This window comes from Sphingopyxis sp. Geo25, from assembly GCF_949769135.1.
Lineage (GTDB): Bacteria > Pseudomonadota > Alphaproteobacteria > Sphingomonadales > Sphingomonadaceae > Sphingopyxis.
This window is the reverse complement of sequence record NZ_CATKOZ010000001.1, coordinates 701809-728805: the sequence shown is the minus strand read 5'-3', so window position 1 is coordinate 728805 and position 26997 is coordinate 701809. Positions and strand designations below refer to the sequence as shown.

At 66.3% G+C, this 26997-nt stretch carries 29 protein-coding genes and 2 tRNA genes; 9 read left to right on the top strand and 22 right to left on the bottom strand.

Features of this window, described 5'->3' with window-relative positions; translation table 11 throughout:
- Window positions 1-60 precede the first annotated feature (60 nt).
- The 11 genes from QOL68_RS03705 to QOL68_RS03655 form a co-directional block, all read right to left on the bottom strand.
- Window positions 61-2022 (bottom strand): potassium transporter Kup, encoded by a 1962-nt coding sequence (locus tag QOL68_RS03705; RefSeq protein ID WP_282947048.1) that lies wholly within the window; start codon window positions 2020-2022, stop codon window positions 61-63.
- Window positions 2023-2078: 56 nt separating this feature from the next.
- Window positions 2079-2741, bottom strand: a complete 663-nt coding sequence (locus QOL68_RS03700) for a tetratricopeptide repeat protein (protein ID WP_282947046.1) — start codon at window positions 2739-2741, stop codon at window positions 2079-2081.
- Entirely contained in the window at window positions 2738-3163 is a 426-nt protein-coding gene (locus tag QOL68_RS03695; RefSeq protein ID WP_197410114.1) for a cytochrome c-type biogenesis protein, read from the bottom strand. Before QOL68_RS03695 ends, QOL68_RS03700 begins: the two co-directional genes overlap by 4 nt.
- 128 nt (window positions 3164-3291) lie before the next feature.
- Complete coding sequence (locus QOL68_RS03690) at window positions 3292-3822, bottom strand: DsbE family thiol:disulfide interchange protein (protein WP_058457563.1); 531 nt, start codon at window positions 3820-3822, stop codon at window positions 3292-3294.
- Window positions 3819-5786 carry a heme lyase CcmF/NrfE family subunit gene (locus QOL68_RS03685; RefSeq protein ID WP_282947042.1) on the bottom strand — a complete coding sequence of 656 codons (1968 nt, stop codon included), beginning with the start codon at window positions 5784-5786 and terminating at the stop codon, window positions 3819-3821. Before QOL68_RS03685 ends, QOL68_RS03690 begins: the two co-directional genes overlap by 4 nt.
- 112 nt (window positions 5787-5898) lie before the next feature.
- A complete protein-coding gene (gene ccmE / locus QOL68_RS03680) occupies window positions 5899-6336 on the bottom strand; it encodes a cytochrome c maturation protein CcmE (protein WP_058457565.1) in 438 nt (145 codons plus the stop codon).
- Complete coding sequence (locus QOL68_RS03675; protein ID WP_167541752.1) at window positions 6333-6488, bottom strand: hypothetical protein; 156 nt, start codon at window positions 6486-6488, stop codon at window positions 6333-6335. Before QOL68_RS03675 ends, ccmE begins: the two co-directional genes overlap by 4 nt.
- A gap of 3 nt (window positions 6489-6491) precedes the next feature.
- Window positions 6492-7238, bottom strand: a complete 747-nt coding sequence (gene ccmC, locus QOL68_RS03670) for a heme ABC transporter permease CcmC (RefSeq protein ID WP_058457566.1) — start codon at window positions 7236-7238, stop codon at window positions 6492-6494.
- 98 nt (window positions 7239-7336) lie between these two features.
- Entirely contained in the window at window positions 7337-7690 is a 354-nt protein-coding gene (locus QOL68_RS03665) for a YbaN family protein (RefSeq protein ID WP_204993108.1), read from the bottom strand.
- Between the two features lie 145 nt (window positions 7691-7835).
- Entirely contained in the window at window positions 7836-8885 is a 1050-nt protein-coding gene (locus QOL68_RS03660; protein ID WP_058457568.1) for a Glu/Leu/Phe/Val family dehydrogenase, read from the bottom strand.
- Between the two features lie 98 nt (window positions 8886-8983).
- Window positions 8984-9060, bottom strand: a tRNA-His gene (locus tag QOL68_RS03655).
- A 102-nt stretch (window positions 9061-9162) separates the two neighbouring features.
- On the opposite strand from QOL68_RS03655, the gene QOL68_RS03650 reads away from it, so the two are divergent.
- Entirely contained in the window at window positions 9163-9843 is a 681-nt protein-coding gene (locus tag QOL68_RS03650) for a prolyl hydroxylase family protein (protein WP_231729109.1), read from the top strand.
- 74 nt (window positions 9844-9917) lie between these two features.
- Here the strand turns inward: QOL68_RS03650 and QOL68_RS03645 are convergent, their stop codons facing one another.
- Window positions 9918-10664, bottom strand: a complete 747-nt coding sequence (locus QOL68_RS03645) for an SIMPL domain-containing protein (RefSeq protein WP_282947034.1) — start codon at window positions 10662-10664, stop codon at window positions 9918-9920.
- A gap of 134 nt (window positions 10665-10798) precedes the next feature.
- Here QOL68_RS03645 and QOL68_RS03640 point away from each other — a divergent pair, with 134 nt between their 5' ends.
- Both QOL68_RS03640 and QOL68_RS03635 read left to right on the top strand, forming a co-directional pair.
- Window positions 10799-12580, top strand: a complete 1782-nt coding sequence (locus tag QOL68_RS03640) for an ABC-F family ATP-binding cassette domain-containing protein (protein ID WP_282947032.1) — start codon at window positions 10799-10801, stop codon at window positions 12578-12580.
- 56 nt (window positions 12581-12636) lie between these two features.
- Window positions 12637-13134, top strand: coding sequence for a DUF2569 family protein (locus tag QOL68_RS03635; RefSeq protein WP_282947030.1), 498 nt, complete (start codon window positions 12637-12639; stop codon window positions 13132-13134).
- A 2-nt stretch (window positions 13135-13136) separates the two neighbouring features.
- On the opposite strand, the gene QOL68_RS03630 is transcribed toward QOL68_RS03635, so the two are convergent.
- Window positions 13137-13619 carry a DUF6456 domain-containing protein gene (locus tag QOL68_RS03630; RefSeq protein WP_282947028.1) on the bottom strand — a complete coding sequence of 161 codons (483 nt, stop codon included), beginning with the start codon at window positions 13617-13619 and terminating at the stop codon, window positions 13137-13139.
- A gap of 86 nt (window positions 13620-13705) precedes the next feature.
- Here QOL68_RS03630 and QOL68_RS03625 point away from each other — a divergent pair, with 86 nt between their 5' ends.
- Window positions 13706-14266, top strand: a complete 561-nt coding sequence (locus QOL68_RS03625; protein ID WP_058457425.1) for a helix-turn-helix domain-containing protein — start codon at window positions 13706-13708, stop codon at window positions 14264-14266.
- Window positions 14267-14372: 106 nt separating this feature from the next.
- Window positions 14373-15542: a glycosyltransferase gene (locus QOL68_RS03620; protein WP_282947024.1), complete on the top strand. Its 1170-nt coding sequence runs from the start codon at window positions 14373-14375 to the stop codon at window positions 15540-15542.
- A gap of 3 nt (window positions 15543-15545) precedes the next feature.
- On the opposite strand, the gene secF is transcribed toward QOL68_RS03620, so the two are convergent.
- From secF to yajC, 3 genes are read right to left on the bottom strand one after another with little or no spacing between them, the layout of a single operon-like run.
- Complete coding sequence (gene secF / locus QOL68_RS03615) at window positions 15546-16529, bottom strand: protein translocase subunit SecF (RefSeq protein ID WP_282947022.1); 984 nt, start codon at window positions 16527-16529, stop codon at window positions 15546-15548.
- Between the two features lie 15 nt (window positions 16530-16544).
- On the bottom strand, window positions 16545-18164 hold the full coding sequence (gene secD / locus QOL68_RS03610; RefSeq protein ID WP_282947020.1) for a protein translocase subunit SecD: 1620 nt from the start codon (window positions 18162-18164) through the stop codon (window positions 16545-16547).
- A 49-nt stretch (window positions 18165-18213) separates the two neighbouring features.
- Window positions 18214-18543: a preprotein translocase subunit YajC gene (gene yajC, locus QOL68_RS03605; RefSeq protein WP_058457429.1), complete on the bottom strand. Its 330-nt coding sequence runs from the start codon at window positions 18541-18543 to the stop codon at window positions 18214-18216.
- A gap of 271 nt (window positions 18544-18814) precedes the next feature.
- Here yajC and QOL68_RS03600 point away from each other — a divergent pair.
- Together QOL68_RS03600 and QOL68_RS03595 are read left to right on the top strand one after the other, a co-directional pair.
- Window positions 18815-18891 (top strand) — tRNA-Pro (locus tag QOL68_RS03600).
- Window positions 18892-18935: 44 nt separating this feature from the next.
- On the top strand, window positions 18936-19679 hold the full coding sequence (locus tag QOL68_RS03595) for a TSUP family transporter (protein ID WP_282947018.1): 744 nt from the start codon (window positions 18936-18938) through the stop codon (window positions 19677-19679).
- A 39-nt stretch (window positions 19680-19718) separates the two neighbouring features.
- On the opposite strand, the gene QOL68_RS03590 is transcribed toward QOL68_RS03595, so the two are convergent.
- Both QOL68_RS03590 and QOL68_RS03585 read right to left on the bottom strand, forming a co-directional pair.
- Window positions 19719-20063: an EF-hand domain-containing protein gene (locus QOL68_RS03590; RefSeq protein ID WP_058457434.1), complete on the bottom strand. Its 345-nt coding sequence runs from the start codon at window positions 20061-20063 to the stop codon at window positions 19719-19721.
- A gap of 140 nt (window positions 20064-20203) precedes the next feature.
- On the bottom strand, window positions 20204-21181 hold the full coding sequence (locus QOL68_RS03585) for an NADPH:quinone oxidoreductase family protein (RefSeq protein WP_282947015.1): 978 nt from the start codon (window positions 21179-21181) through the stop codon (window positions 20204-20206).
- A 72-nt stretch (window positions 21182-21253) separates the two neighbouring features.
- Between QOL68_RS03585 and QOL68_RS03580 the strand changes: the two genes are divergently transcribed.
- Complete coding sequence (locus QOL68_RS03580) at window positions 21254-21823, top strand: glycoside hydrolase family 108 protein (protein WP_058457436.1); 570 nt, start codon at window positions 21254-21256, stop codon at window positions 21821-21823.
- Window positions 21824-21885: 62 nt separating this feature from the next.
- Window positions 21886-22299 (top strand): holin family protein, encoded by a 414-nt coding sequence (locus QOL68_RS03575; RefSeq protein WP_215351542.1) that lies wholly within the window; start codon window positions 21886-21888, stop codon window positions 22297-22299.
- Between the two features lie 78 nt (window positions 22300-22377).
- On the opposite strand, the gene QOL68_RS03570 is transcribed toward QOL68_RS03575, so the two are convergent.
- The 4 genes from QOL68_RS03570 to QOL68_RS03555 form a co-directional block, all read right to left on the bottom strand.
- A complete protein-coding gene (locus tag QOL68_RS03570) occupies window positions 22378-22854 on the bottom strand; it encodes an SRPBCC family protein (protein ID WP_282947006.1) in 477 nt (158 codons plus the stop codon).
- A gap of 11 nt (window positions 22855-22865) precedes the next feature.
- On the bottom strand, window positions 22866-25511 hold the full coding sequence (alaS, locus tag QOL68_RS03565; protein ID WP_282947004.1) for an alanine--tRNA ligase: 2646 nt from the start codon (window positions 25509-25511) through the stop codon (window positions 22866-22868).
- A gap of 63 nt (window positions 25512-25574) precedes the next feature.
- Window positions 25575-26309: a hypothetical protein gene (locus tag QOL68_RS03560; protein ID WP_204993123.1), complete on the bottom strand. Its 735-nt coding sequence runs from the start codon at window positions 26307-26309 to the stop codon at window positions 25575-25577.
- Between the two features lie 102 nt (window positions 26310-26411).
- Entirely contained in the window at window positions 26412-26972 is a 561-nt protein-coding gene (locus tag QOL68_RS03555) for a hypothetical protein (protein ID WP_283404274.1), read from the bottom strand.
- Window positions 26973-26997: the final 25 nt, after the last annotated feature.

Genomic DNA, 26997 nt, shown 5'->3' with positions numbered 1-26997 from the left:
CTTGCCAAAATGTTCAAATGCTTATTCGAACATTGCAGCAAGTTAACCTCGCCGATCCGGTCAGATCGCGACCTGGCTTCCCAGTTCGACCACCCGGTTGGTCGGCAGGCGGAAATATTCCATCGCGCTTTCCGAATTGCGCAGCATCCATGCGAACAGTTTTTCGCGCCAGATCGGCATTCCCGGCTTGCTCGCCGCGATCAGCGTCTGGCGCGACAGGAAAAAGCTCGTCTCCAGCATCTTGAACTCGCCGCCGCAGCCCGTCGTGCGCTTCAGCGCCTCGGGCACGTCGACCGGCTGCATGAAGCCGTAATTCAGCACCAGCCTATGGAACCCCTGCCCCAGCGCCTCGAGCTGGCACAGCTTCGATTCGGGGACGAAAGGCACATCGGCGATCTTGATCGTCAGCAGGATGATCCGCTCGTGCAAAACCTTGTTGTGCTTGAGGTTGTGGAGCAGCGCATGAGGCACCCCGTCCGAGGAGGAGGTCATGAACACCGCCGTCCCGGGGACGCGCGTCGCGCTGTTCGCGGCGGATTTGACGAAGACCGGAATCGGCATCGCCCCCTCGGCCATTTCCTGCTGCATCAGCTTGCGTCCGCGCGACCAGGTCGTCAGCAAGGTGAAGATCGTCAGCCCGATCGCCAGCGGCACCCAGCCGCCATCGGGCACCTTGATCAGGTTCGCGCCGAAATAGGCGATATCGACGATGAAGAAGACCGCCAGCACCGGCAGCGCCTTCCACGCCGGCCAGCGCCACAGCACGAACAGCACGACGCTCATCAGGCAGGTGTCGATGAACATCGCGCCGGTCACCGCGATGCCATAGGCGGCGGCGAGGTTGCTCGACGATCCGAAGAACAGCACGAGCAGGATGACCATCACCATCAGCCCCCAGTTGACGATCGGGATATAGATCTGCCCCTGCGCCGACGCGCTGGTGTGGTCGACGCGGAGGCGCGGCATGAAGCCCAGCTGGATCGCCTGCTGGGTCAGCGAGAAGGCGCCCGAAATCACCGCCTGGCTCGCGATGATCGTCGCGAGCAGCGCCAGGACGACCACCGGCACGCGCCACGCCTCGGGCATCATCAGGAAGAAGGGGTCCTGGATCAGCTGCGCGGTCGGCGCGACCTCGGCCGCCAGCACCATCGCGCCCTGCCCCATATAGTTGAGCATCAGCGCCGGCAGCACGAAGCACAGCCAGCTGAGCCCGATCGGCGCGCGTCCGAAATGCCCCATGTCGGCGTACAGCGCTTCCGCCCCCGTCACCGCGAGCACCACCGCGCCCAGCGCGATGAATGCCGTGAAGCCGTCGTAATAGAAAAAGCGCAGCGCGTTGATCGGATTGAGCGTGTGCATGATGATCGACGGGTGGTCGAGGATATGCATGATCCCCAGCACCGCCAGCATCGTGAAATAGAGCAGCATGATCGGCCCGAACAGCGCCCCGACCTTCGCCGTCCCGCGCGACTGGATCGCGAACAGCCCGATCAGGATCGCCAGCGCGATCGGCACGATATAGGGCTCGAACCCGCGGCTCACATATTGCAGACCCTCGGTCGCCGACAGCACCGACATCGCCGGGGTGATCATGCTGTCGCCATAGAAGAGCGCGGTCGCGAACACGCCCAGCAGCACGATCGGCCAGGTCCAGCGCTTGCCTTCCGATTGGCGGCTGATCAGCGCGAGCAGCGCCAGGCTGCCCCCTTCGCCCTTGTTGTCGGCGCGCATGATCGTCAGCACATATTTGAACGTCACGACCAGCATCATCGACCAGAAGACGAGGCTCAGCACGCCATAGATATGGAGCTGGTCGGCCTCGATAGAATGGTGGCCGGCAAAGGTCTCGCGAAACGCGTACAGCGGGCTCGTCCCGATGTCGCCGAACACCACGCCGACCGCGCCGACGGCAAGCTTCAGCTTGCTATCGCTATGATGTCCGTGGCCGTAATGGACCGTTTCGGCGGCAGCAGTCGAGGCGGATACCGCCCCGGTTGTTGCCTGTTGCGACTCAGCAGTCATTGCGCGCCTTTAGACGAGCTTGCCCGATGATAATAGGTTCCAAATCGGAACGCACTTCAGCGGGCGGCCGATGCCGCAGCGGGCGTTTCGGGCGGCAGCGCCGGCCCCATCGCCTCGCGCAGCTGCGCCAGTCGCATCTCGAGATCCGGCCGCCACGGCGCCCCTTCGGGCGAGCGCGCGAGGAGGCCGCTCCACACCGCCTCGGCGCCTTTCAGGTCGCCGCTCTGCGCCATCGCAAGCCCTGCGAAGAAGGGCGGCGCCGGATGGCTCGGATCACGCTTCGCCGCCTCGTCGAACGCCAGCGCCGCCGCGGGCGACATCACCCCGCCGCCGTGCGCGACGAGCGCATTGCCGAGCCCGACCCACAGGTCGACATTGTCGGGATATTTCTGCAGCCCCTTTTCGAGCGCCTGCGCCGCGAGCGCGGTCTTGCCGGTCCGCATGAAGCCGTCGGACATGCCGATCCACTGCGCCGCGGGGCCGAAGCGGTCGGCCATCCCCTGCTGACGGTCGGTGATCGCCTCGCCGAAACCATCGGGCTCGGCCGCCTTCGCGACCGGATGGCCGGGCAGCGAAGGGATCCCCTGCAAGGCATAGCCCGCGAGCCCCAGCATCACCGCCGCCCCCGCGAGCGGCCGCGATGCGGCGGGCAGCTTGCCGAGCCAGAAGATGCCGCCGACCGTCGCCAGCGCGGCGAGCAGAATCCAGAGCCAGATCATATCTCGCTCTCCCCGTCGCCATCGCTCCGCCGGAACCGCCCGAAGGCGAGCCAGCCGCCGAGCGCAAGAAACAATAGAGGCCCGAACCAGAGCAGCGCAGTCGCCGCATCGAGCGGCGGGTCATAGGTCACCCAATTGCCATAGCGCGCGACAAGCCACTTGCGGATCGCATCGGGGCTCTCGCCCGCCGCGATCTTCGTGCGCACCTCGTGCCGCATGTCGCCCGCGAGCGGCGCATCGCTGTCGGCAATCGACTGGCCTTGACAGACGAGGCAGCGCAGCGTCTCCATCAACGCCTTCGCTTTCGCCTCCTGCGCCGGATCGCGGAGCTGCTGATACGCATAGGGTGCCGGTGGCAGCCGGTCCTGGGCGGTAGCAGACGCCCCGGCAAAACACGCAAGCACCGCGAGGAAAAAAGCCATCGCGCCCCTGCGAAGGCAGGGGCCCATCACCGGGAGGCGCGTCATCAGGCCACCGGCTGCGCCAAACCGCGAGAGCAGGAGATGGGCCCCTGCCTGCACAGGGGCGCGGAGGTCTTGCGCCGCCCCCCTCACTTCATCGCCTCCAGCTTGGCGATGATCTCGGGCACCTGCTCCTGCAGGATCACGCCCTGGATCTGCTCGCGGATGATCCCCTTGCCGTCGATCAGGAAGGTTTCGGGCACGCCCGACGAGCCGAGCGCGATCTGGACGCTGCTCTGCTGGTCCGACCCGATCCGGTCGAACGGATTGCCGTTTTCGCGCAGGAAGGCCGCGACATCGTCGGGCCGGTCGCGGATCGCGATGCCGTCGATCGGCACGCCCGCCGCTTTCAGCGCCTCGAGCTGCGGCGCCTCGGCACGGCACGGGATGCACCAGCTCGCGAACACATTGACCAGCCGCGGCTTGCCGTCGGCGAGCTGGCTGCTCTTCAGCCCCTCGACCCCCGCGGTCGCGGGCGGCAGGTCGAACAGCGGCATCGGTTTGTTGATCCACTGCGACTGGATCAGCGTCTCGGCGGGCACCGTCAGGCGATAGACGAAGGCGCCGAACAGCAGCCCCATGATCGCCAGCGGCACGAACAGGACCCAGCGGCTCCTCATGCGAAGCGCTCCTGTGCTTTGCGCGCCCGCCGCGCACGCCAGATTTCGAGCAATTGCGCGCGGCCGAGCAGCGACAGCGTGGCGCCCACCGCGATCAGCGCGCCGCCGAGCCAGATCCACCATACCAGCGGCTTCCACCACAGGCGAAGCTGGTAGCGGTCGGCCGTCCCGTCCGCGCTCGTCACCGCCTGGCCGAGCACGACATAGAGCTGCCCGCCCGGCCGCGTCAGCAGCGCGGCCTCGTTGGTTTCGGTCGGCGGAGTGCCCATCAGCCCCGGGAACATGCGCGCCTCGGGATGCAGGGTGAACGACGCGCCCGACGGGGTTGTTGCGATCAGCGTCCCGCGGATGGCGGTATAATTCGGCCCGGCGATCGGCGATACGCCCGCGAACTTCACGCTGAAATCGTCGACCTTCACCGTCTCGCCCGGTGCCGCGGCGACCAGCCGTTCCTTGATGAAGGCGCTCTCGGCCGCCATGCCCGCCAGCGCGACCGCCACCCCGAAATGCGCAATCACCATGCCCCAGGTCGGCAGCGGGGTGCGACGCAGGTTGCGCTTCCACAGCGGCGCGAGGCTCGCCACCGCGACAACACCCGCGACCGTCATGCCGAGCAGCGGCAGCACGCCGACGTGGCCGCCGAACAACACGAGGCCGAACAGCACGACCGCGCCCGCGAAGATCGCGACCGGAAGCCGGGTCCACAATTTCCTGCCATCGTCCTTGCGCCAGCTCAGCAGCGGCCCGGCGACCATCACGAGGCAGAGGATCAGCGCGAGCGGCCCCGCGACCTTGTTATAATAAGGGGGTCCGACCGAGATCTTTTCCCCCATCGCCTCGGCAACGATCGGATAGAGCGTGCCGAGCAGGACGAGCGCGAGAATCGTCGTCAGCAGCAGATTGTTGATCACCAGCGAGCCTTCGCGGCTCATCAACGCGAATTTCTTGCCCTCGGCGACTGCCCCCGCGCGCAGCGCGAACAGCGTCAGCGCGCCGCCGATATAGAGCGCCATGAGGACGAGCAGGAAGGTGCCGCGCTCGGGATCGACCGCGAAGCTGTGAACGCTCGTCAGCAGGCCCGACCGCACGATGAACGTCCCGACCATCGACATCGAGAAGGCGATCACCGCCAGCATCACCGTCCACGCGCGCAGCGCGTTGCGCGTCGCGGTCACGCTCACCGAATGGAGCAGCGCCGCACCCGCGAGCCACGGAATCAGCGAGACATTCTCGACCGGGTCCCAGAACCACCAGCCGCCCCAGCCGAGCTCGTAATAGGCCCAATAGCTGCCCGCGGTGATCCCGAGCGTCAGGAATATCCAGCTGCCCAGAACCCACGGCCGCATCGCGCGCGCGAACGCCGGTCCGATTTCGCGCGTGATCAGCGCGCCGACGGCAAAGCTGAACGCGACCGAAATCCCGACATAACCGACGTAGAGCGTCGGCGGGTGGAAGGCGAGACCGGGGTCCTGCAACAGCGGATTGAGCCCCTGCCCGTCGGGCGGCGCCACCGGCAACCGCTTGAACGGGTTCGACGAGAACAGGAGGAAAGCGAAGAAACCGAGGCTCAACGCCGCCTGCGCCGCGAGCGTCGCGATCAGCGTGTCGTTGCGCAGCCGCTTCTCGAAAATCGCAACCAGCGCGCCCGAGACGCCGAGGATCGTCAGCCACAACAGCATCGACCCTTCGTGATTGCCCCACGCCCCCGCGACCTTGAACAGCATCGGCTTCAGGCTGTGGCTGTTGCGCGCGACGAGCTCGACCGACATGTCCGATCGCACAAAAAGGGCGATCAGCAAGGCAAAGGCGGCCGCGGTGAGCAGCCCCTGCGCGACGCTCGCCGGCCGCACGAGTGCGGCGAGGTCGTCCTTGCCCGTCCGGACGAAGGCGATCCCCGCGACCAGCGACAGGCAAGCAAGCGCCGCCGCGATCCAGAGCAGAGCGAGGCCGAGTTCGGCGATCATCTATTTGTCGCCGAATGACAGGCCGTCGCCCCCGCGAAGGCGGGGGCCGCTGGCAGCCTTGCGCAATGCTGATAGCGGCCCCCGCCTTCGCGGGGGCGACGGAAAAAGCTAATCATACCTTGGGCGCCACCTTCATATTCTTCGGCATGTCGCCCATCTGCGGCGGCATGTAGCGCTCGTCATGCTTGGCGAGGATACGGTCGGCGACGAAGACCCCGTCGGCGCGCATCCGGCCGTCGGCGACCATCCCCGAATTTTCGGCAAAAAGGTCGGGGACGATGCCCTTGAACTGCACGGGGATCGAGGCCTTGCCGTCGGTCGCGACGAAATCGATCGTCAGCCCGTCGGCCTGCCGCTTGATGCTCCCCGCGGCGACCATGCCGCCCAGCCGCATCGGCTCGCCGACGGTCGTCTTGCCGGCGACGACTTCGGCGGGAGTCCGGAAATAGGCGGCTTCGTCGCGTAGCGCACTCGCCGCGAGCACACCCGCACCCGCGACACCGCACAGCGCGACCGCGGCCAGAATCAATCGCTGATGCTTCGCCTTCATTTGCGGTCCTTGCGAAGCGCGTCGCTGCGCTTCTCGGCTTTCGCCATCGCGCGCCAGCTCGTCCACAGCACGCCGCCCGTCAGCAGCGCGGTCAGGATATAGGCGGCCGCCACATAGGCCCACTGCCCGCCCCCGCTGATCACCCCCGTCATGCCTCAATGTCCCTCGTCGTCGGCGAGCCGCCGCAGCCGCGCCGCAACGCGGTTGTCGGCGATGATCCGCCGCATCCGCATCAGCACGATGGCGCCGAATAGCAGCGAAAAGCCGACCAGGGTCAAGCCTAAAGGCCAGAGCAGCGTCCGGTCGATGCTCGATCCACCCAGCGTGATGCTCGGCCCCTGATGCAGGCTGTTCCACCACACGACGCTGCGGTTGATGATCGGAATGTTGACCGCGCCGACCAGCGCATAGACCGCCGCGCCGCGCGACAGCGAGCCGCCTTGCCGTTGGCCCCCCGCTCCGTTGGCGTCGCCGTTCGTCAGCGCGATAAATCCCGCATAGAGAAAGAGGAGGACGAGCATCGAGGTCATCCGGCCGTCCCATTCCCACCAGGTGCCCCACGTCGGCTTGCCCCAGATCGATCCGGTGGCCAGGCACAGCGCGGTGAACAGCATCCCCGGCACCGCGATCGCGCGCGCCGCGATTCCCGACAACGGATGGCGCCAGACGAGCTGCACCAGCCCCGCCACCGCAAGGCTCGTCCAGCCGCCCATGCCGAGCCACGCGGAGGGCACATGAACATAGAGAATGCGCGCGGTCTCGCCCTGCTTCGCCTCGCCCGGCACCATCGTCAGGCCCGCGAACGCTCCGCCCAGCACGAACAGCAGCCCGACGCCGAGCAGCCACGGGGTCAGCGGCTTGGCGATCGCGAGGAAGCGGGTGGGGTTGGCGTAAGCGTGCATCGGTCTCGCGTCGTCTTTAGGTGAGGCCGATTTGTCGGTCCAGTGAATTGCCCCGGCGCGACCCGGCGGCGCTTCTGTTGCCCGTGCGGTGCGTGACGTCAAGCCTCTGGCCGCGTCCAGATCCAGCTCCCCGTTACCGCCGCCGCAATCACCGGCAGCATGACCCACGGCCAGGGCGACAGGATTGCCGCCAGCACGATACTCGCGGCGAACGCGACAGTCGCCGCAACCTTGCCTTTGCGGCTGATCGCGCCCTTCTCGCGCCAGGCGACGATATGATGTCCGAAATGCGGATGGTTCAGCAGCCACGCCTCGAGCCGCGGCGACGAATTGGCGAAGCAGAAGGCCGCAAGGATGACGAACGGCACCGTCGGCAGCAGCGGCAGGAACGCACCGATCGCGCCGAGTCCCAGCGAAGCCCAGCCTGCGACCAGATAGAAGTGCCGTTTCATCGCGGGGAGGCTTAGCGGAAATCGACGCCCAGACCAGCCACCAATATCGTCATCCCGGCGAAGGCCGGGATCTCACCATCTCGCCCCAAAGCACCGGCGAGATCCCGGCCTTCGCCGGGATGACAGTCTGCATAGGTTATGCCTATCACCCCCGCCCGATCAGCTTCTGCGCCATCCGGTCGGCAACCACCGACGCAGGCGTGCCGCTCGCCTTGCTCTCGGCCCATATCTCGGCGAGCCGGCCGGGGATCAGGTGGATGCGGCTCTCGACTTCCTCGCGGCTGCCCTGCCCCAGATATTCCAGCGCGACGTTGATGATGCCGCCCGCGTTGATCACATAGTCGGGGGCATAGACGATGCCGCGATCGTGAACGCGCTGGCCGTCGGCCGCAGTCGCCAGCTGGTTGTTCGCGCCGCCCGCGATGATCGGCACGCGCAGCTTCTCGATGCTGCGCTCGGTCAGGATCGCGCCAAGCGCATTGGGGCTCAGCACGTCGGCCTCGACCTCCATGATCGCCGCCGAATCGGCGAGCTCGGCGCCCAGCTCTTCGGCCAGCGCCTTGGCGCGCGCCAGATTGACGTCGGCGAGGGTCAGCTTCGCGCCCTCGGCCGCCAGCCGCCGCGCGACCCCGCCGCCGACGCTGCCGACGCCCTGTATCGCGACGCGCACGCCCGCCGCGCTGTCGGTGCCGAGGCCTTCGCGAATCGCCGCCTTGATCCCCAGATAGACGCCGAGCGCGGTGAACGGCCCCGGATCGCCGCCGGCCTCGCCGCTCGCGACGGGCAGCCCGCTGACATGCTTCGTCTGCTTAGCGATCTCGACCATGTCGGCGTCGGTGATCCCGACATCCTCGGCGGTCACATAGGCGCCGCCGAGCGAATCGACCGCGCGGCCGAATGCGGCGAGCAGTTCGGGCGTCTTGGCGCCATTTTCGTCGGCCAGGATCACGCCCTTGCCGCCGCCCATCGGCAGGCCCGCCATCGCATTCTTGTAGCTCATGCCGCGCGACAGGCGCAGCGCATCGGTGATCGCCGCCGCGCGCTGCGGATAATGCCAGTAGCGCACCCCGCCCGCGCCGGGGCCGAGGTGCGTCGAATGGACCGCGATAACCGCCGTCAGCCCGCTCGCCCGATCGCGGAACATGTGGACATGCTCATGATCGTCGAAATCGGCGAAATCCCAGACAGCAGACATGCGCGACTCCTCGCGTTAGAAAATTACGTTAGGGCGTAATAATCCGTCATGGGGCAAGTGTCACCCCAAATCCCGCATATGCGCAATGATGGTGAAAATGGGGCGACCAACGGGGCTCGAACCCGCGACCTCCGGTACCACAAACCGGCGCTCTAACCAACTGAGCTATGGTCGCCACACGCCCGGCGAAACCGCCTGCGACAGCGCGCGGCGATAGGCGCGCACCCCTTGTTCGTCAAGCATTGTTCGCATGGCCCCGCCCCACTAAAAGCGCGCCATGGCTGGCAACGATCATGTCGACATGGCGACCTCGGGCGCCGACCGCACCGCGGACCGGCTCTCCGCCGTCCCCGGCATCCGCCGCGCGCCTTCGCCGAAACTGCAGCAGTTCATGCTGACGCGCTTTCTCGATGCCGACACATGCGCCGCGCTGATGGCCCTGATCGACGGCGACGCGCGCCCCTCGACGATCGCCGATCCGAACGGCGACGAAGCCTTCCGCACCAGCTCGACCTGCGATCTCGACCACCGCAATCCGATTGTCGTCGCGGTGAACAACCGACTCCACGATCTCACCGGCATCCCGCTCGAATATGGCGAGCCGCTGCAGGGACAACGTTACGACGTCGGCGAGGAGTTCAAGGCGCACACCGACTATTTCGATCCCGGCGGCGCCGACTGGGAAACCTATTGCGCGATACCCGGCCAGCGGAGCTGGACATTGATGATCTACCTCAACGAGCCGCCCGCAGGCGGCGCAACGCGCTTCCTTGCGACCGGAAAGATGCACCAGCCCGAAACCGGCAAGCTGCTCGCCTGGAACAATGTCCGCCCCGACGGCACCCCCAACCCCGACACACTCCACCATGGGATGAAGGTGCGCAAAGGCCGCAAATATATCATCACCAAATGGTTCCGCGAGCGCCCCTGGCCGTGGGCGGAGGGGGAACTGGGCTGAGTGAACCCCGGCGAAAGCCGGGGCCCATTGGCAGCGGCCTTTATCTTTGCTCCAGCTTTCGCCGGGGCACCAGATTACCGAACCAACCGATACTGAAAGCTGAGCGTCAGCGTATTGGCGACCTGCCCCGGCTCGACCGGCGTCGCCTTGCCCGCCGCGTCCATCGCCTGCAGGCGCACCATCGGCATCGGCGGCTGCGGCCCGCCGAAGCTGCCTTCGCTGATCGAGACCAGTTCAGCGCCCCGAAAGCCGGCTAGCTTGGCATAGTCGGCCGCCTTCGCTTCGGCCGCCTTGATCGCAGACCCGCGCGCACCGACGAGCTGCGCGTCGGGATCCTTCATCCCGAACCACGGCCCGTCGACATTGGTGCCGCCTGCCGCGACGAGCGCATCGACTAGCGGCCCGATGTCGTCGATCTTCGACGTCGTCGCGCGCACGCTGTTCGACACCTGATAGCCGATGAAGCGCGGCGGCTGGCCGTTGCCATTGTTGTTATAGTCGTACTGCGGCGACAGGTTGATGCCGCTCGTCTGGATATTCTCGGCCTTGATCCCCTTCGCCTTCGCGGCGGCGATCAGCTTGTCCATAGCGGCGGCGTTGAGACGCATCGCCTCGACCGCGGTCGGCGCGGTCGTGGTGACCCCAGCGCCGACGGTCGCCTGATCGGGGCGCGAGCGCACTTCCTCGCTCACGCTGAAGGACAGAATCGGACCCTGCGTCGTAGCTGTCGTCACCGTCGAACCTCCTTGCTGCGCGATGGCCGGCGTCGCGGCCGCCAGCACCAGGCCCGCAGCCATAGCGGTGAGCATTTGCTTCGTCATTTCATTCTCCTGTGAACCGGAGTTCCGGCCTTGTGTGATCCCGCCCCTCCAACGCTGACAGAGCGGGTGCGTTCCGGCCTTTGCTCTGTCGGCGCTTGCATGATGCTGAACGCGCCAGTAGCGAGCCGTTCATCATGGCTGCCCCCATTCTCTCTTACGAAGGCGTCGGTCTGGTTCAGGGCTCTGGCTGGCTGTTCCAGGATCTCGACATCTATATCGGCGAACGCGACCGGCTCGCGCTCATCGGCCGCAACGGCGCGGGCAAGACGACCTTGCTCAAACTGCTTGCCGGGCGCATCGAACCCGACAAGGGCAAGCGCACGATCGTCCCCGGCACGCATGTCGTGCTGCTCGAGCAAGAGCCCGACTTCCGCGGTTTCGCGACGCTGATGGACTATGCCATCGCCGGCCCGGACGCCCCGCCCGAGCATGAGGTCGCGGCCATTGCCGACCAGCTCGGCATCGACATGGGACGCGAGGCCGCGAGTGCCTCGGGCGGTGAACGCCGCCGCGCCGCGATTGCCCGCGCGCTCGCGCAAAATCCCGACGTGCTGCTGCTCGACGAGCCGACGAACCACCTCGACCTCGCGGCGATCGACTGGCTCGAAAGCTGGCTCGCGCGCTATAGCGGTGCCTTCGTCGCGATCAGCCACGACCGGACCTTTCTGACCCGCCTGACACGCCAGACCTTGTGGCTCGACCGCGGCAGCATCCGCCGTAAGGAAATCGGCTTCGGCGGCTTCGACGCATGGATGGAGGCGGTGTTCGCCGAGGAAGCGCGCGCCGCCGAAAAGCTCGACGCAAAGCTCCGGCTCGAGGCGCATTGGCTCGAACGCGGCGTCACCGCGCGCCGCAAGCGCAACCAGGGCCGCCTCGAAAAGCTGCACGAAATGCGCGCGACCCGCGCTGCGATGATCGGCGGCCCCGGCGTCGCCAAGCTCGGCCTAGCCAACGACGACGTCCGCTCGAAATCGGTGATCACCGCCGACCATATCACCAAGCGCTTCGGCGACCGCACGATCATCAGGGACTTCACCTTCCGCGTTCAGCGCGGCGACCGCATCGGCATCGTCGGCGCGAACGGTGCGGGCAAGTCGACCTTGCTCAAACTGCTCACCGGCGAAATCAAGCCCGACGAGGGTAGCGTCACCCTCGCGCCGACGCTCGACGGCATCGTCATCGACCAGCAGCGCAGCCTGCTCGCGCCGGAAAAGACGGTACGCGACGTCCTCGCCGACGGCGGCGACTGGATCGAGGTGCGCGGGGTCAAGAAGCATGTGCAGGGCTATCTCAAGGACTTCCTCTTCGACCCCGGGGTCGCCAATGCCAGCGTCGGCGCGCTTTCGGGCGGCGAACGCTCGCGGCTCTTGCTGGCGCGCGAATTCGCCCGCGAATCGAACCTGCTCGTCCTCGACGAGCCGACGAACGACCTCGACCTCGAAACGCTCGACCTGTTGCAGGAGGTTATCGCGGATTACGAAGGCACCGTCCTCCTCGTCAGCCACGACCGCGACTTCCTCGACCGCACCGTGACCGTGACGCTCGGCCTCGACGGATCGGGCAAGGTCGACATCGTCGCCGGCGGCTATGCCGACTGGGAAGCGAAGCGCAGCAAACCCGCCGTGACGAAGACCAGGGCCACCCCGTCCGAAGCTGCCCCGCCTCCACCGCCGCAGGCGCGCAAGAAACTCAGCTACAAGGACCAGCGCGACTACGACCTGCTCCCCACCCGGATCGAGGAGATCGAGAAGGAAATGGCGGCCATCGAAACCGAGCTCTCCGACGGCAGCCTGTTCACGCGCGACAACGCCCGTTTCAACGCGCTGACGACAAAACTCGACGCGCTCCGGAACGAAAAGGCGGCCGCCGAAGACCGCTGGCTTTCACTAGCCGAAGAGGCTGAAGCGCTGGGATAATTCCGGAGTTGCGCGCCGACCCTTCTCCCGTCACAAGCACGAAGGGGGAACGGGGCATGGCAGATACGACAGAAACACCGGAATTGAAGGGCGTCGCCGGCTGGCTGCGCCTTTTCGTGATCATCCTCGCGGTGATTTCGCCGATACGCGCCGTCGTCCAGACGGCCGCGCTGCTTCAGATCGACCCGATAGTCGAAGACCAGCTGGGAAGCAAATGGACGATTTACGAGGGCTTCACTTGGAGCCTGACGGCGGCGACGATCGCCGCAACGCTTTATTTCGCCTATCGCCTCATCTGGGTCCAGAACCGCTCGACGGTTCGCCTCGTCGTCCGGGGCTTGTGGGTTGTCTCCATCGGCGCGCTTGCACTCGACTTCATCGTCGCCAGCGTGCTGTGGCCGGAGAATATCAACCAGATCGACGCCGAATATGTAAAAGGCGTTTTCCAGTCGCTGATCTTCGCCACGATCTGGTCGCTCTATCTCACCAAATCGCAGCGCGTGGCCAACACCTATGTCGATGACGAGAGCGAGGCCCAGCGCATATTCGGCTAGAATCATCCCATCCCGTAAAACCGCGCCACCCGGTCGAGCGCCAGCCCCAGTACCAGCTTCCCCGACCGCGTGGGCCAGCCCAGCGCCTTCTCCGCCTCTCCGATCCCCTCTCCCGCACACACAACGCGCCAGCAGATATCGGCAAGCCCCGGCCCGACATGGTCGATCGCAGCATGAAAGCGCCGGTGCGCGTCGATCCGTGCCAGCGACGCATCCGAAGCCCGCGCTCCGCCACGCCCCTTTGCCGGCGGCGCCGCGTCCCACCGCATCGTCACCCGCGCCGCCAGCCCCGCGCGCTCGTAATCGGCGCGTAGCCGCTCGCCCGCGTGCAATTGCTCCGGCGTCAGCATCCCGCGCGACGCCAGCCAGGCGATCGGACTTTCCGCCACATTGACCGTGACATGCCGCATCACCTGCGGCCCCGCCTTGTCCGGATCGATCCGGTCGTCGGGATGGATGCGCGTTTCGAGGCGGCGTGCAGTCATGCGATTCTCCTGTCTTGCACGACCGGCTTGACATTGGATTATTTTGTAGGAAAGAAGAAACCGATTTGGTTATTCGGGGATAGGCAATGATCAACAGCATCCGCGCCGTGCGTCGTGCCAAGGGGCTGACGCTTGAAGAAGTCGGGCAGCGCTGTGATCCGCCGACGACCGCGCAGACGATCGGCCGCCTCGAAACCGGCACGCGAACGCTGTCATTGGGCTGGATGAACCGCATCGCCAAGGCGCTGGGGGTCGAAGCCGCCGAGCTCGTCCAATTGCCGCAGGATACGCAGCTCACCATTACCGCGCACCTCGGCGCCGACGGTGCCCAGGCGCCGACGCGGGTCGAACAGGCGCTCACCGCGCGTCCGGGCGAGGATATGGTCGCCGTGCGCGTGACCTCGTCGATCGGCGATTATCGGGCGGGCGATGAAATCTGGTGCCGCCGGATCGAGGGAGATTGGACGACTGCCCTCAACCGCGACATCCTCGTTCCCCGCCCGGCCGGCCGCTTCTTCTTCGCGCGCCTGCTCAACGTCGACGGCGAAAAGCTCCACCTGCTCCCGCTCGGCACCGGTCAACGACAACAGGTCGTGAGCAACCCGCCATGGGCGGCGATCGCGGTTAGATTGATTCGGACGTTGTGATCCTGAAGCCCGTCATTGCGAGCGAAGCGAAGGAATCCAGAGCGGTCTACGCACAGTCTGGATTGCTTCGCTTCGCTCGCAATGACGAAAAGGTGGATGGGCGAGTATGACTTCGCCTCTTCGCGTCCTGTCGATCGCCACCCTCTTCCCCGACGCTGCGCGGCCGAACTTCGGCCTGTTCGTCGAGAGGAGTCTGCGCGCGCTCGCCGTGCAGCCCTGCATCGACCTGACCGTCATCGCACCCGTCGGACTCCCGCCCTTCCCGCTTTCGCTGCACGAGCGCTACCGTGCTCTCCGCGCATTGCCGTACGCCGAGCAATGGAACGGTCTCACCGTCCATCGTCCGCGCTTTACGCTGATCCCGCGCTACAGCGCGCGTCTCAACCCTGCGAAGGTCGCACGCGCCGTCCTGTCGGCCGTCCGAGGCCAGTCGTTCGACGTCGTCGACGCGCAATTCTTTTACCCCGACGGCCCAGCAGCGATGCGTATCGCCGACGCGCTGGGCCTCCCCTTCTCCGCGAAGGCGCGCGGCGCCGACATCAGCCATTTCGGCCATGACCCGGCGACGAAGGCCCAGGTGCTCGAAGCGGGAAATCGCGCCGCAGGCCTGCTCGCCGTCTCCGACGCGATGCGGCGCGACATGGCCGCGATCGGCATCGATCCGGACAAGATCGCCGTTCACTATACAGGGATCGATACGGCCCGGTTCCATCCGGCGGACCGCGCCGCCGCGCGCGCCGCGCTCGGGATGGGTGAGGAACCCGCGATCGCAACTATCGGTGCCCTCATTCCGCGCAAGGGGCAGGCGCTCGTCATTGAAGCCCTGAAGTCACTTCCAGGCGTCCATTACTGGCTGGCGGGTGCGGGCGAAGAGGAAGCCCGCTACCGCGCACTCGCACAGCGGCTGGGCGTCGCAGACCGCGTCCATCTGATGGGTCCGGTCGCCAACGCCGACCTGCCGATGCTCTATAGCGCCGCCGACATCGTCGTCATGCCATCGGCGAGCGAAGGGCTGGCCAATGCGTGGGTAGAGGCGCTCGCCTGCGGCACACCCATCGTCATCAGCAACGCGGGCGGCGGCGCCGAACTCGTCACCGCACCCGTCGCCGGGCGCATCGTCGACCGCACCCCACAAGCGATTGCCGACGCGGTCCGCGCGCTGCTCGCCGCACCGCCATCGCCGGCGGACGTCGCCGCCACGCTGGGCGGCCGCTTCGACTGGGACCGAAACGGCCGCGAGCTGGCGGAGCATCTCCGCCGCTGCGCCGGCCGCTAGCAATCAGACCACCGCGCCGTCGTCTTCCTTGCGCGTCACACGCTCGGCGCCCTCGTTCGCGGCGGTCGTGCGGGGAATGAAGCTGTCGGAGCCGACCTTCAGCCACACCAGCACCGGCGTCGACATCAGGATCGACGAATAGGTGCCGACGAAAACGCCGAACAGCATCGCCGCGGTGAAACCGAAAATCACGTCGGGACCGAAGATCAGCAGCATCGCGAGCGCCAGCAAAACCGAAACGCTCGTCATCACCGTGCGCGACAGCGTCTCGTTAATGCTGAGGTTCAGAAGCGGCACGATGTCCATCTTGCGATATTTCTTCAGATTTTCGCGTACGCGGTCATACACCACGATCGTATCGTTCAGCGAATAGCCGACGATGGTCAGCAGCGCCGCGATGCTGTTCAGGTCGAACTGCAACTGCGTGACCGCGAAAAAGCCGAAGGTCAGCGCGACTTCGTGAAACAGGCGGCCCAATGCGCCGACGCCGAACTGCCATTCGAAGCGGATCCAGATATAGATCGAGATGCCGAGCATCGCGAGCGCGAGGCTGAGCGCGCCGGTGCTGATCAGCTCGCCCGACACCTTGCCCGACACGGTTTCGACCGACCCAGTATGCGCGGTCGGAAACGCTTTCTGGATGCCCGCCACCAGCTGCCGGCCCGCGCGGTCGGCGACGGTCTTGTCGCCCTCGGGCAGCGCGGTGCGGATCGACACCGCCTTGTCCGACCCGAACTGCTGGATCGTCGGCTCGCCAAGGCCGATCGCGCTGACCTTTTCGCGAATCTGGTCGATCGGCGGCATCGTCCCGTTGAATTCGACGCGGACCGACTGGCCGCCGACGAAATCGACGCCGAGGTTCAGCCCCTTGACCGCAACGAGCGCGATCGAGATGGCGACGAGGATGAAGCTCATGGCCGAAGCAAGCTTCCGCCATTTCAGGAAATCGATGTTCGTGTCGTCGGGGACGAGTTTCAGCAAACGCATGATGTCGCCCTTTCCTTAAATGTTGATCGACGCCGGACGCGTCTTGTGCAGCCAGCGCGACGCGAACAGGCGCGTGACGGTGACCGCGGTGAAGACGCTGGTGACGATGCCGATGGTCAGCACCACGGCAAAGCCCTTGATCGGGCCCGAGCCGAACCAGAACATCAGCGACGCGGCGATGACATTGGTGACGTTGGCGTCAAAGATCGCGCGGCTTGCTTCCGAATAGCCGAGTTCGACCGCCTGGAAGACGCGCCGCCCGCGGTGCAATTCCTCGCGGATACGCTCGTTGATCAGCACGTTCGCGTCGACCGCTGCGCCGATCGTCAGCACGAAGCCCGCGATACCCGGCAGGGTCAGCGTCGCGTTGAACGCCGCCATGATCGCGATGATCAGGAAGATGTTGAAGAACAGCGCGACATTGGCATAGACGCCGAAGCGGCCATAGACGAGCACCATCAGCGTCAGCACCGAAACGGTCGCGACGATCCCCGCGATGATGCCCTTGCGGATCGAATCGGCGCCGAGCTCGGGCGTGACCGTCCGTTCCTCGACCACCGTCATCTTCACCGGCAACGCACCCGAACGCAGCGAGATCGCGAGGTTGTTCGCGGTCGCGACGGTAAAGCTGCCCGAAATCTGAGCGCTGCCGCCGAGGATCGGTTCGTTGATCGACGGGGCCGACAGCACGCGGCCGTCGAGGACCATCGCAAAGCGCTTGCCGACATTCTGCGCGGTGACCTTGGCGAAGGTCGCCGAACCGCCCGAATCGAAACGGATGTTTACGACCGGCTGCCCCGACTGCCCGTCATAGCCCTGCTTGGCGTCGAGCAGCTGCTCGCCGCTGATCATCACCTGGCGGCGCAGCACTTCGTAAGGAGCTCCGCCGGCATTGGCGCCTTCGGCATAGGGAACGATCTCGCTGCCCACCGGAACGCGACCCGCGGCAACCTCGGCAGGGTCAGCGTTGGCGTCGACCATCCGGAATTCGAGGCGCGCGGTCTTGCCGATCAGGTCTTTCAGCTGCTGCGGATCCTGCAGGCCCGGCACCTGCACGACGATGCGGTCGTCGCCCTGCCGGATGATCGTCGGTTCGCGCGTGCCGAGCGCGTTGACGCGCTTGTCGATTATCTCGCGCGCCGTATCCATCGCATTCTTGATCGCCTCCGTCTGACCGGCGGCCGTCGGCGTCATGACGATCCGCGTCGTGTCGATGACGTCGATCTGCCAGTCGCGCTGCCCGGTCGAGATTCCGGCCCCGCCGGTCTCGTTGAATAGCCGGTCGCGCGCCGCGTCGAGCTGTCGCTGGTCGCGAACGAGGAAGCTGATCTTGCCGCCCGCGGTCGACAGTTCGCCGATCGCGATATCGTCGTCGGGTCCGCGCTCGCCGCGCATCGCGGTACGCACCGTCTTTTCCATGTTCGCGAGCTGCGTCTTCTGCAGGTCGGCGACGTCGGCCTCGAGCAGCAAGTGGCTGCCGCCGGCAAGGTCGAGGCCCAGATTGACCTTGATCTGCGCAATGCTCGGCAGGCTCTCGAACGTCTTGGACGGCAGGAAACTGGGAATGGAAAAAAGGATACCGAGCAGCAGGATGATGCTGATGCCGATGGTTTTCCAGCGCGGGAAATCGAGCATAGGGGGGATTCCGGTTGGTCTGGGCGGCGCACGGCGCGCCGCCGGAACGTCAGTCGTTCGCGGGCTTGCCGCCGGGCGCCAGCACGTCGGACAGGGTCGATTTCACGACCTTGATCTTCACGCCCTGCGCGATTTCGACATCGGCGAATTCATCGTCGACGCGCGTCACCTTGCCGACGATCCCGCCGCCGGTCACGACCTGATCGCGCGGCTTCACCGCCGCGATCTTGTTGCGATGCTCCTTCATCCGCACCTGCTGCGGGCGAATGAGGAAGAACCAGAAAACGACGAAGATCAGCAGATAGGGCACCAGCATGATGAAACCGGCGGCCCCGCCCCCGGAGCCAGCCGCCTGGGTCAGAAGCAAATTGGTCGACATGAACGAAAGACTTTCTCTTTGCAGCGGCACCCGTCCAGCGGAACGGGCGGGCACAATAATGGCGCGGCGCCTATCACGCGGGGAATATGGACGCAACCGCTCGCTGCGCAGCCTCCCCCGCCAGACCCGTCCCACATGGGGGCCGCCGCCGACAGATCAAGACGGTAGCGGCCATGGCACGCCGCACCCGCCGCCGGTCGACTTTGCTCAGGAGAGCCTTGCATCGTCTGCCAACCCGCGCTAGGGGCCACGCCTGCCCAATGGGGCCGGTCGGGACGTAGCGCAGCCTGGTAGCGCATCACACTGGGGGTGTGGGGGTCGGAGGTTCGAATCCTCTCGTCCCGACCAATTTCACCGCAAGACTGCGGTTTGCACGGAAAGCGTGAACGACGATGCAGGCAAGCGCGCTGATCGTCGTCGCAGCTTTCCTTACCTCCATCCTTTCGGGCGTTTTCGGCATGGCCGGGGGCATCGTCTTCATGGGCGTGCTCACCTGGCTCTTGCCTGCCGCACTCGCGCTCGCGCTGCACGGTGTCATTCAGTTCGCGTCGAACACCTGGCGCTTTCTGCTCCACCGGCGGCACATCGCGTGGCCGGTGCTGGTCTGGTTCGGGCTCGGATCAGCCGCGTCGCTCGCGCTCTTCTCTGTCATCCTGTTCGCGCCGACCAAATTCCTCGTTTTCCTCGGACTCGGCCTGACCCCGATCCTCGTCTGGCTTCCCGAACGCTGGATCCGGCTCGACGCCAGCAAACGCTCGCACGCGGTCACAGGCGGCTTCGTCGCGAACGCCATCTCGCTGATCTCGGGTGTCTCCGGGCCGGTAAGCGACCTGCTGTTCGTCAACACTATGCTGAACCGGCATCAGGTCGTCGCGACCAAGGCGGTGATGCAGGCGATGGGCCATGCCTCGAAGATTCTCGTTTACGGCGGCCTCTTGGTCAGCGCCGAAGGGCGCGAAGCGCTCGCACTTCCCGCCACGCTCGTCGCCGTCGCCGCGTCGATGGCCGGGATCAGTGTCGGAGGCATCATCCTCGACCGGATCAGCGACGCGCAGTTCCGCCTCATCCGCCGCTGGCTGGTGACGCTCGTCGGGCTCGCCTTTCTCGTTCAGGCGATCCGGATCGCGGTCGCCTGAGGGCGGCGCCCCTCTTCGGGACGCCGCCCTCGGCTCCGGTCAGTTGGCGTCCTGCGCCGGCGCGTCGCCCTGCGGCGCTTCGGGCGGCGGCGCCGAGGCACGGGCGCTGCGCATCGCCTCGATCTCGCTCTTGTCGACGAAGCCGTCGCCATTGGCGTCGAGATGCTTGAAGAAAATGTCGATCTTTTCGGGCGCCGCGAGCGAGGGATCGCCCTGTTTTTCCGCCCGCATCTGCGCCATCTTGGTGATCTCGGCCTTGTCGAGCTTGCCGTCGCCATTGGCGTCGATCATTGCGAAAATACGCCCGCCGTCGTGCGGCGGCTGGGCATGGGCCGCGGGAGCGATAAGCGCCAGCGGCGCGGCAATGAGAATCCGTTTCTTCACAAATCGTCCTTTGTCGATGGGCGGCGCTGCCGCCAGATACCCTGAACAGGTGCACCCCGGACGCTCCATGGCGCGGCGATTGTCGCAAAACTATGCCGGATGCGGCGGGGCGTTCCCCGCGCCCGTCCGGTGATCGCGCATCAGGGGCGCAACACGACCTTCCCCACCGCCTCGCGCTTCTCGAGCATCGCAAAAGCCTCCCGCCAGTCGGCCAGATCGAGCACGGCGTGGACATGCGGCCGGATCCTGCCCGCTGTCGCCAGCGCATCGATCGCAGCGACATTCTCCGCGCCGCGCTCGGGAAAGCGCCGCCCATATTCGCCCGCGCGCACTCCGACGACCGAGAATCCCTTGATCAGCGGCATATTGACCGACACCTCGGGAATGCGGCCCGACGCAAAGCCGATCACGAGCAGCCGCCCGCCGAACGCGATGCAGCGCGTCGATTCGTCGAACACATCGCCGCCCACCGGATCGAAGATCGCATCGGCGCCCTTGCCGCCGGTCAGCGCCTTCACTGCCTCGCGAAAGCCCGGCTCGGCGGCGATTACCGCTTCGGGCGCATAGAGCCGCGTGATCGCCTCGCGCTTCTCCGCGCTGCTCGCCGCCGCGATCACGCGCGCGCCGAGCGCCTTGGCCAGGTCGACCGTCGCGAGCCCGACGCCGCCCGCGGCGCCATGCACCAGCACCCATTCGCCGGGTTCGACCCGCGCGCAGCGGACCAGCGCGACATAGGCGGTGAGATAGGCGACCGGATAGGCCGCCGCCGCTTCCCAGCTCATCGCCTCAGGCTTTGAACGGAGCGCCCCAGCAGGAACAACGGTATATTCGGCCATTGCCCCGAACCGATTGCCGCCGACCACCGCGTCGCCGACTCTCCAATCGGTGACGCCCGCGCCGACAGCATCGACTTCACCCGAAAATTCCAGACCCGACACGAAGGGCAGCTCGGGCTTCAGTTGATAACCGCCGCGCGTCATCAGCAGGTCGGGGAAATTCACCGCCGCGGCTCGCACGCGAACCCGCACCTCGCCCGCCCCCGGCCCCGGCACCGGAAGGTCGACCAGCCCCGCACCGGCATGATCGGGCAGCAATTCACGCACCTGCAAAGCCCGCATCGAGAAAGGCCTTTCCTACAATGTACCCATATGGTTCGTTTACGGCGCACGACAAACCGAAAGGAACGAATCATGCCACGACCCGATCCATCGACCTGCGACGCCGACGCGTTGATCGACGCCGTCATCGACCGCGAGGGCCGATATGTAAACCACCCCGCCGACCGCGGCGGCCCGACCTGTTGGGGAATCACCGAAGCCGTCGCGCGGGCGCAGGGCTATGACGGCTCGATGCGCGATCTGCCGCGCGCCGAGGCCGCGATCATCTACCGCCGCCTCTATTGGCTGCGCCCCGGCTTCGACAAGGTGGCGCTGCGCGCCCCCCGGATCGCCGCCGAACTCTTCGACACCGGCGTCAACATGGGCACCGCGGTCGCGACGGGCTTCCTTCAGCGCGCGCTCAACGCGCTCAACCGCTCCGCGCGCGATTATCCCGACATCGTGGTGGATCGCGACATCGGCCCGCGCACCCTGTCGGCGCTCGACGGCTTCCTGAAGGCGCGCGGCAAGGGCGGCGAGACCGTCCTGCTGCGTGCGATGGAGGCGCTGCAGGGCGAACGCTACATCGCGCTCGCCGAACGCCGTCCCAGCCAGGAGGCCTTTCTCTACGGCTGGCTCGCGAACCGCATCGCGGGCGGCTGATGCCCCATCGCGCGTCATTGGGCTGAACTTTACTGAACTTTGAAACCTTGAGGAGCATTGCCATGAGCATCATCGAAGGCCTGATCGGCCCGATCGCCAAGCTGATCGACAAGATCATCCCCGACCCGGAAGCACGCGACCGCGCCAAGCTCGAGCTCTTGAAGCTTGAGGGGAGTCAGGAGATGGAGGCGATCCGCACCCGCATGACCGCAATCGTCGCCGAGGCGAATAGCGCCGACCCCTGGACCAGCCGCGCCCGGCCGAGCTTCCTCTATGTGATGTATGCGCTGCTGCTATGGGCGATCCCGATGGGCCTCATCGCCGCCGCGCGGCCTGACATGGCTAAGGGCATTGCCGAGGGCATGAACGCCTATCTTGCCGGCATCCCCGAGCCGCTCTACGCGCTCTTCGGGACCGGCTACCTCGGCTACACCGCCGCACGCGCGTGGGGGAAGGCAAAGGGGGTGGAGAGCTGATTTCCTGCGCCCCGGCGAAAGCCGGGGTCCACATGGGCAGCGCAGCGTTGCTGGACCCCGGCTTACGCCGGGGAACATTCACCCCTCCACCACCGCCGCCAGATTCGCCAGCGAACTCGTCAGCCCCGCCACATGATCCTTCGCCGAGATCCCCGGCGGCACGTGATGCGCATCGATCGTCACCAGCGTGCCGCCGCCTTTGCGCGAGAGATACCAGTGCATCGCCATCGTCCCTGAAAAACGCGGATCGTCGGATTCAAACTCGACCTCCCAGACGATTAGCCGTCCGTCGTCGAGCACCGGAATATGGACCTCAACGATATCGCTGTCGTCGTCGCTCTTGGTGTCGACGTCGGGGTCGTCGAAGGTCAGCCGCAGGCGGAAACCGCCGCCTTCGGTCAGATCGCAATGTTCAAATTCACCCGTCGCCCCCTCGGGCGGCAACCAGCGCGCGAGCTTGTCGGCGCCGGTGAAGGCGGCGAACACATCGACCAGCGGCGCCGCGATCAACCGTTCGGCATGATCGGTGCGCCGCGTCTTCTTGGTCGGTTTCAACTTGTTCGATTTCAGGCGAGCGCGGCTTTGACCGCGGCGACGGCATCGTTCGCCGCGCCGCCGTTCGGACCGCCGCCCTGCGCCATGTCGGGTCGGCCGCCGCCGCCCTGTCCGCCGAGCGCCGCGACCGCGGCCTTGACCAGATCGACCGCGCTATGGCTGCCGGTCCTGTCGTCGGTCACGCCCACGGCGACCGAAGCCCGCCCGTCGTTGACCGCGACCAGCATCGCGACGCCGCTGCCGACCTGCTTCTTCAGGCCGTCCACCGTGCCGCGCAGCTCCTTGGGATCGAGCCCGTCTACGACCTGCGCGAGGAACGCCACATCGCCCACCTGCTCGACCGCAGGGCCCGCCGCCGCACCGCCGCCGCCGCCCATCGCAAGTGCCTTCTTCGCGTCGGCCAGCTCGCGCTCGGCCTTCTTGAGCTGCTCGGCAAGCGCCGCGACTCGCGCCGGCACCTCGTCGGGCGACGTTTTGAGCGCCGCCGCCGCCGCCTTCAGCGCCTCGTCGCGGCCGTTCAGCCACTGGCGCGCAGCTTCGCCCGTCAGCGCCTCGATCCGCCGCACCCCCGAAGAGACCGCGCTTTCGCTGACGATCTTGAACAGCGCGATGTCGCCCAGCGCGCGGACGTGCGTCCCACCGCACAGCTCGACCGAATAGTGATGATCGTCCGCCGCGCCCATGCTGAGAACGCGAACCTCGTCGCCGTATTTCTCCCCGAACAGCGCCATCGCGCCCGCGGCGATCGCATCGTCGGGGGTCATCAGCCGCGTCGTCACCGGCTCGTTGCCGCGGATCTGTGCGTTCACGTCGGCTTCGATCTGCGCAATCTCCTCGGCGGACAGCGCCTTGGGGTGCGAGAAGTCGAAGCGGAAGCGATCCTCGGCGACCAGGCTGCCTTTCTGCGTCACATGGTCGCCCAGCCGGTTGCGCAACGCCGCGTGCAGCAGGTGTGTCGCGCTGTGGTTGGCGCGGATGCGATCGCGCCGCGCGGCGTCGACGGTGAGCTGGACCGTATCGCCGACCTTCAGCGTTCCCGCCTCCAGCTTGGCCTGATGCGTGTGCAGGCGGCCGAGCGGCTTGCCGGTGTCGCTCACCGACGCCTTCGCGCCTTCCAGCGTCGCGATCGTCCCCGCGTCGCCCATCTGCCCGCCGCTCTCGCCATAGAAGGGGGTCTGGTTGGTCAGCACGACCACCTCGTCGCCCGCCTTCGCCTCGCCGACCGGCTTGCCGTCCTTCACCAGCCCGATGACCGTCGCCTCGCCCGCGGTCGAGGTATAACCGGTGAACTCGGTGCTGCCGTTGGCTTCGGCGAGGTCGAACCAGATTTCGTCCGACGCCTTGTCGCCGCTGCCCTTCCAGGCCGCGCGCGCCGCCGCTTTCTGCTGCGCCATCGCCGCGTCGAAGCCTTCACGGTCGACGTTGATGTCGTGCGACCGCAGCGCATCCTCGGTCAGATCGTAAGGAAAACCATAGGTATCATAGAGCTTGAACGCGACCTCGCCGGGCAGCGTATCGCCTTTGCCCATCTGGGCTGTCGCTTCGTCGAGCAGCCGCAATCCCTTCTCGAGCGTCTGGCGGAACTTGACCTCCTCGCGCTCCAGCGTCTCGGCGATCAGCGGCTGCGCGCGGATCAGCTCGGGATAGGCCGCGCCCATCTCGGCGGTCAGCGACGGCAGCAGCCGATGCATCAACGGATCTTTGGCGCCCAGCAGATGCGCATGACGCATCGCGCGCCGCATGATCCGGCGCAGCACATAACCGCGGCCCTCGTTCGACGGCAGCACGCCGTCGGCGACGAGGAAGCTCGATGCGCGGAGGTGGTCGGCGATTACGCGATGGCTGGCCTGCGTCGCGCCTTCGGCCGGTACGCCGGTCAAGTCGACCGACGCCGAAATCAGCGCCTTGAACGTGTCGGTGTCATAATTGTCGTGAACGCCCTGCAGCACCGCCGCGATGCGTTCGAGCCCCATGCCGGTGTCGATGCTCGGCCGCGGCAGGTCGACGCGTTCGCCGCCGGGCAACTGTTCATATTGCATGAACACCAGGTTCCAGATCTCGACGAAGCGGTCGCCATCCTCCTCGGGCGATCCCGGCGGGCCGCCCCAGATATGGTCGCCATGGTCATAGAAGATTTCGCTGCACGGACCGCACGGCCCGGTGTCGCCCATCGACCAGAAATTGTCGCTGGTCGGGATGCGGATGATGCGATCCTCGGGCAGACCCGCGATCTTGCGCCACAGGTCATAGGCCTCGTCATCGGTGTGATAGACGGTCGCGGTCAGCTTTTCCGGCGGCAGGCCCCAGGTCTTGGTGATCAGGGTCCATGCGTGGTCGATCGCCTGTTCCTTGAAATAGTCGCCGAAAGAGAAATTCCCCAGCATTTCAAAGAAGGTGTGATGCCGCGCCGTATAGCCGACATTGTCGAGGTCGTTGTGCTTGCCGCCCGCGCGCACACACTTCTGCGACGAGGTCGCGGTGCTGTACGGACGCTTTTCCAGCCCCGTGAAGACATTCTTGAACGGTACCATGCCCGCGTTGACGAACATCAGCGTCGGGTCGTTGTACGGCACCAGCGGCGCCGACGGCTCGATATGGTGGCCCGCCTCCCCGAAATAGTCGAGGAAAGAGCGGCGAATGTCGTTGGTCGAGGTCATGCGCGCGATCTAGTGCGACACGCCGCGTTTCTCAAGCATTACGAACGAGAAGGTACCGCGCCGTCAGCGCGCGCACAGTCCGTCGAGTTCGTCGTCGGTCAAACCCCGCTGCTCGACCAGCGCGGTCGGAATGAACTGCACGTCATATTGCGAGATGCGATACTCATTCTCGCGCACCCGCTGTACCATGATCCCGCCGCACGTCCCCTCGATCCCCGGATGATCGTCGATCACCGAAAAGAAGGCATAGGCGCCCGGATAGGCGGCCCCCGCCGGATTGTTGCTCCATGTCACGAACTTGGGTGTGAGCGTCCCCGCGTTTCCTGTGCGCCCCTGCGTCGCGCCCTTGACCAGCCCGTCCCAGTCGGCCTTGCTGATTTCGATAATCGGATCCATCATCGCCATCCCCGCAGCATCGCCGCGGTTCAGCCGCTCGAGGAAGCGCGTCACGAAAACCGTGACATTCGCCGTCTCTGCCGCGCTTGCGGTCCAGTCGGCGGGCACCGGCTTGTAAGGATCGGTCACCGGATCGAAGCAGAAGAAATTCTGGCGCAGATTCTCGATCATCATCACGTTGCGCGCCGCGTCGATGCGGCTGTCGAAATAATGCCGGCCAAAGCGGGTTCCGAGCTTGCCGCAGCGACGCACCGCCTCGGCCTGCACCCGTTCCATGACCTTGCCGAAGGTCGCCGATTCAAAGCTGTCGACCGTCGCCGTATAGCCGCGGCCGGGGACCGCCTCGATCCGGATTCCCGGTTCGGTCGCCGCCAGCATCAATGCCATCGCCAGAAAACTCATCCCGCCCACCCCCTGTTGGCGCGCCGCAATCAACGGCGGACATCATATGGGATCGGGCGGCAAGGCGCCACAAGTCTAATTTCTTCAGGTTGCGCGACCGCCTCAAAAGGAGGTGGCGATTCCCTTGCCGAGATAGCAGGGCAGTTGCTGCAGCACGTCGGCCTTCGGCACGCCATCCTCCATCAACGGGGATGGAACTTCGGACGTGTCGATCCGCACCACGGTGAAGCCGTCGCCCGGTTTCGCGCGGTGAACGACGACATAGCCGCAGTCCATCGTCCCGTCCGCCCGGTCGCCGCGAAAATCGAAGGCGGCGTAAAGCCCCGGGGGCTGTCCGGCAGGGTCGGGATACCAGCTCAACCGCAAGACACGGATCCGGCCATCGGCCCAGATCGCAGCGCGCTTGCGCAGGTTCATTTCCCATTCGAGCCGCGGGTTCGCCGCCTGGAAGGACAGGCGCAGCATCGCATAGGCCGCAGCATAGTCGCGCCGCGCCAGCGCCAGCGTATATTCCGCGAAACGATCAACCGCTCCCTCCTCATCCGCCGCCGTCGGCTTGAAGATCACACCCCCGGGCACGACCACGTCGCGCTCGACCTCGGGCGCGATCAGCGGCGGCGCGCCGAAAGCCGCCGGGATACCGGAAAGGAGGAAAGCCGACACCAACCACAACCGACCGCCGGGCCGG

Coding starts and splice junctions, on each gene's coding strand:
- QOL68_RS03705 (WP_282947048.1), bottom strand. CDS start 2,022: ATGACTGCTGAGTCGCAACAGGCAACAACCGGGGCGGTATCCGCCTCG.
- QOL68_RS03700 (WP_282947046.1), bottom strand. CDS start 2,741: ATGATCTGGCTCTGGATTCTGCTCGCCGCGCTGGCGACGGTCGGCGGC.
- QOL68_RS03695 (WP_197410114.1), bottom strand. CDS start 3,163: ATGGCTTTTTTCCTCGCGGTGCTTGCGTGTTTTGCCGGGGCGTCTGCT.
- QOL68_RS03690 (WP_058457563.1), bottom strand. CDS start 3,822: ATGAGGAGCCGCTGGGTCCTGTTCGTGCCGCTGGCGATCATGGGGCTG.
- QOL68_RS03685 (WP_282947042.1), bottom strand. CDS start 5,786: ATGATCGCCGAACTCGGCCTCGCTCTGCTCTGGATCGCGGCGGCGCTT.
- ccmE (WP_058457565.1), bottom strand. CDS start 6,336: ATGAAGGCGAAGCATCAGCGATTGATTCTGGCCGCGGTCGCGCTGTGC.
- QOL68_RS03675 (WP_167541752.1), bottom strand. CDS start 6,488: ATGACGGGGGTGATCAGCGGGGGCGGGCAGTGGGCCTATGTGGCGGCC.
- ccmC (WP_058457566.1), bottom strand. CDS start 7,238: ATGCACGCTTACGCCAACCCCACCCGCTTCCTCGCGATCGCCAAGCCG.
- QOL68_RS03665 (WP_204993108.1), bottom strand. CDS start 7,690: ATGAAACGGCACTTCTATCTGGTCGCAGGCTGGGCTTCGCTGGGACTC.
- QOL68_RS03660 (WP_058457568.1), bottom strand. CDS start 8,885: ATGTCTGCTGTCTGGGATTTCGCCGATTTCGACGATCATGAGCATGTC.
- QOL68_RS03650 (WP_231729109.1), top strand. CDS start 9,163: ATGGCTGGCAACGATCATGTCGACATGGCGACCTCGGGCGCCGACCGC.
- QOL68_RS03645 (WP_282947034.1), bottom strand. CDS start 10,664: ATGACGAAGCAAATGCTCACCGCTATGGCTGCGGGCCTGGTGCTGGCG.
- QOL68_RS03640 (WP_282947032.1), top strand. CDS start 10,799: ATGGCTGCCCCCATTCTCTCTTACGAAGGCGTCGGTCTGGTTCAGGGC.
- QOL68_RS03635 (WP_282947030.1), top strand. CDS start 12,637: ATGGCAGATACGACAGAAACACCGGAATTGAAGGGCGTCGCCGGCTGG.
- QOL68_RS03630 (WP_282947028.1), bottom strand. CDS start 13,619: ATGACTGCACGCCGCCTCGAAACGCGCATCCATCCCGACGACCGGATC.
- QOL68_RS03625 (WP_058457425.1), top strand. CDS start 13,706: ATGATCAACAGCATCCGCGCCGTGCGTCGTGCCAAGGGGCTGACGCTT.
- QOL68_RS03620 (WP_282947024.1), top strand. CDS start 14,373: ATGACTTCGCCTCTTCGCGTCCTGTCGATCGCCACCCTCTTCCCCGAC.
- secF (WP_282947022.1), bottom strand. CDS start 16,529: ATGCGTTTGCTGAAACTCGTCCCCGACGACACGAACATCGATTTCCTG.
- secD (WP_282947020.1), bottom strand. CDS start 18,164: ATGCTCGATTTCCCGCGCTGGAAAACCATCGGCATCAGCATCATCCTG.
- yajC (WP_058457429.1), bottom strand. CDS start 18,543: ATGTCGACCAATTTGCTTCTGACCCAGGCGGCTGGCTCCGGGGGCGGG.
- QOL68_RS03595 (WP_282947018.1), top strand. CDS start 18,936: ATGCAGGCAAGCGCGCTGATCGTCGTCGCAGCTTTCCTTACCTCCATC.
- QOL68_RS03585 (WP_282947015.1), bottom strand. CDS start 21,181: ATGCGGGCTTTGCAGGTGCGTGAATTGCTGCCCGATCATGCCGGTGCG.
- QOL68_RS03580 (WP_058457436.1), top strand. CDS start 21,254: ATGCCACGACCCGATCCATCGACCTGCGACGCCGACGCGTTGATCGAC.
- QOL68_RS03575 (WP_215351542.1), top strand. CDS start 21,886: ATGAGCATCATCGAAGGCCTGATCGGCCCGATCGCCAAGCTGATCGAC.
- alaS (WP_282947004.1), bottom strand. CDS start 25,511: ATGACCTCGACCAACGACATTCGCCGCTCTTTCCTCGACTATTTCGGG.
- QOL68_RS03560 (WP_204993123.1), bottom strand. CDS start 26,309: ATGAGTTTTCTGGCGATGGCATTGATGCTGGCGGCGACCGAACCGGGA.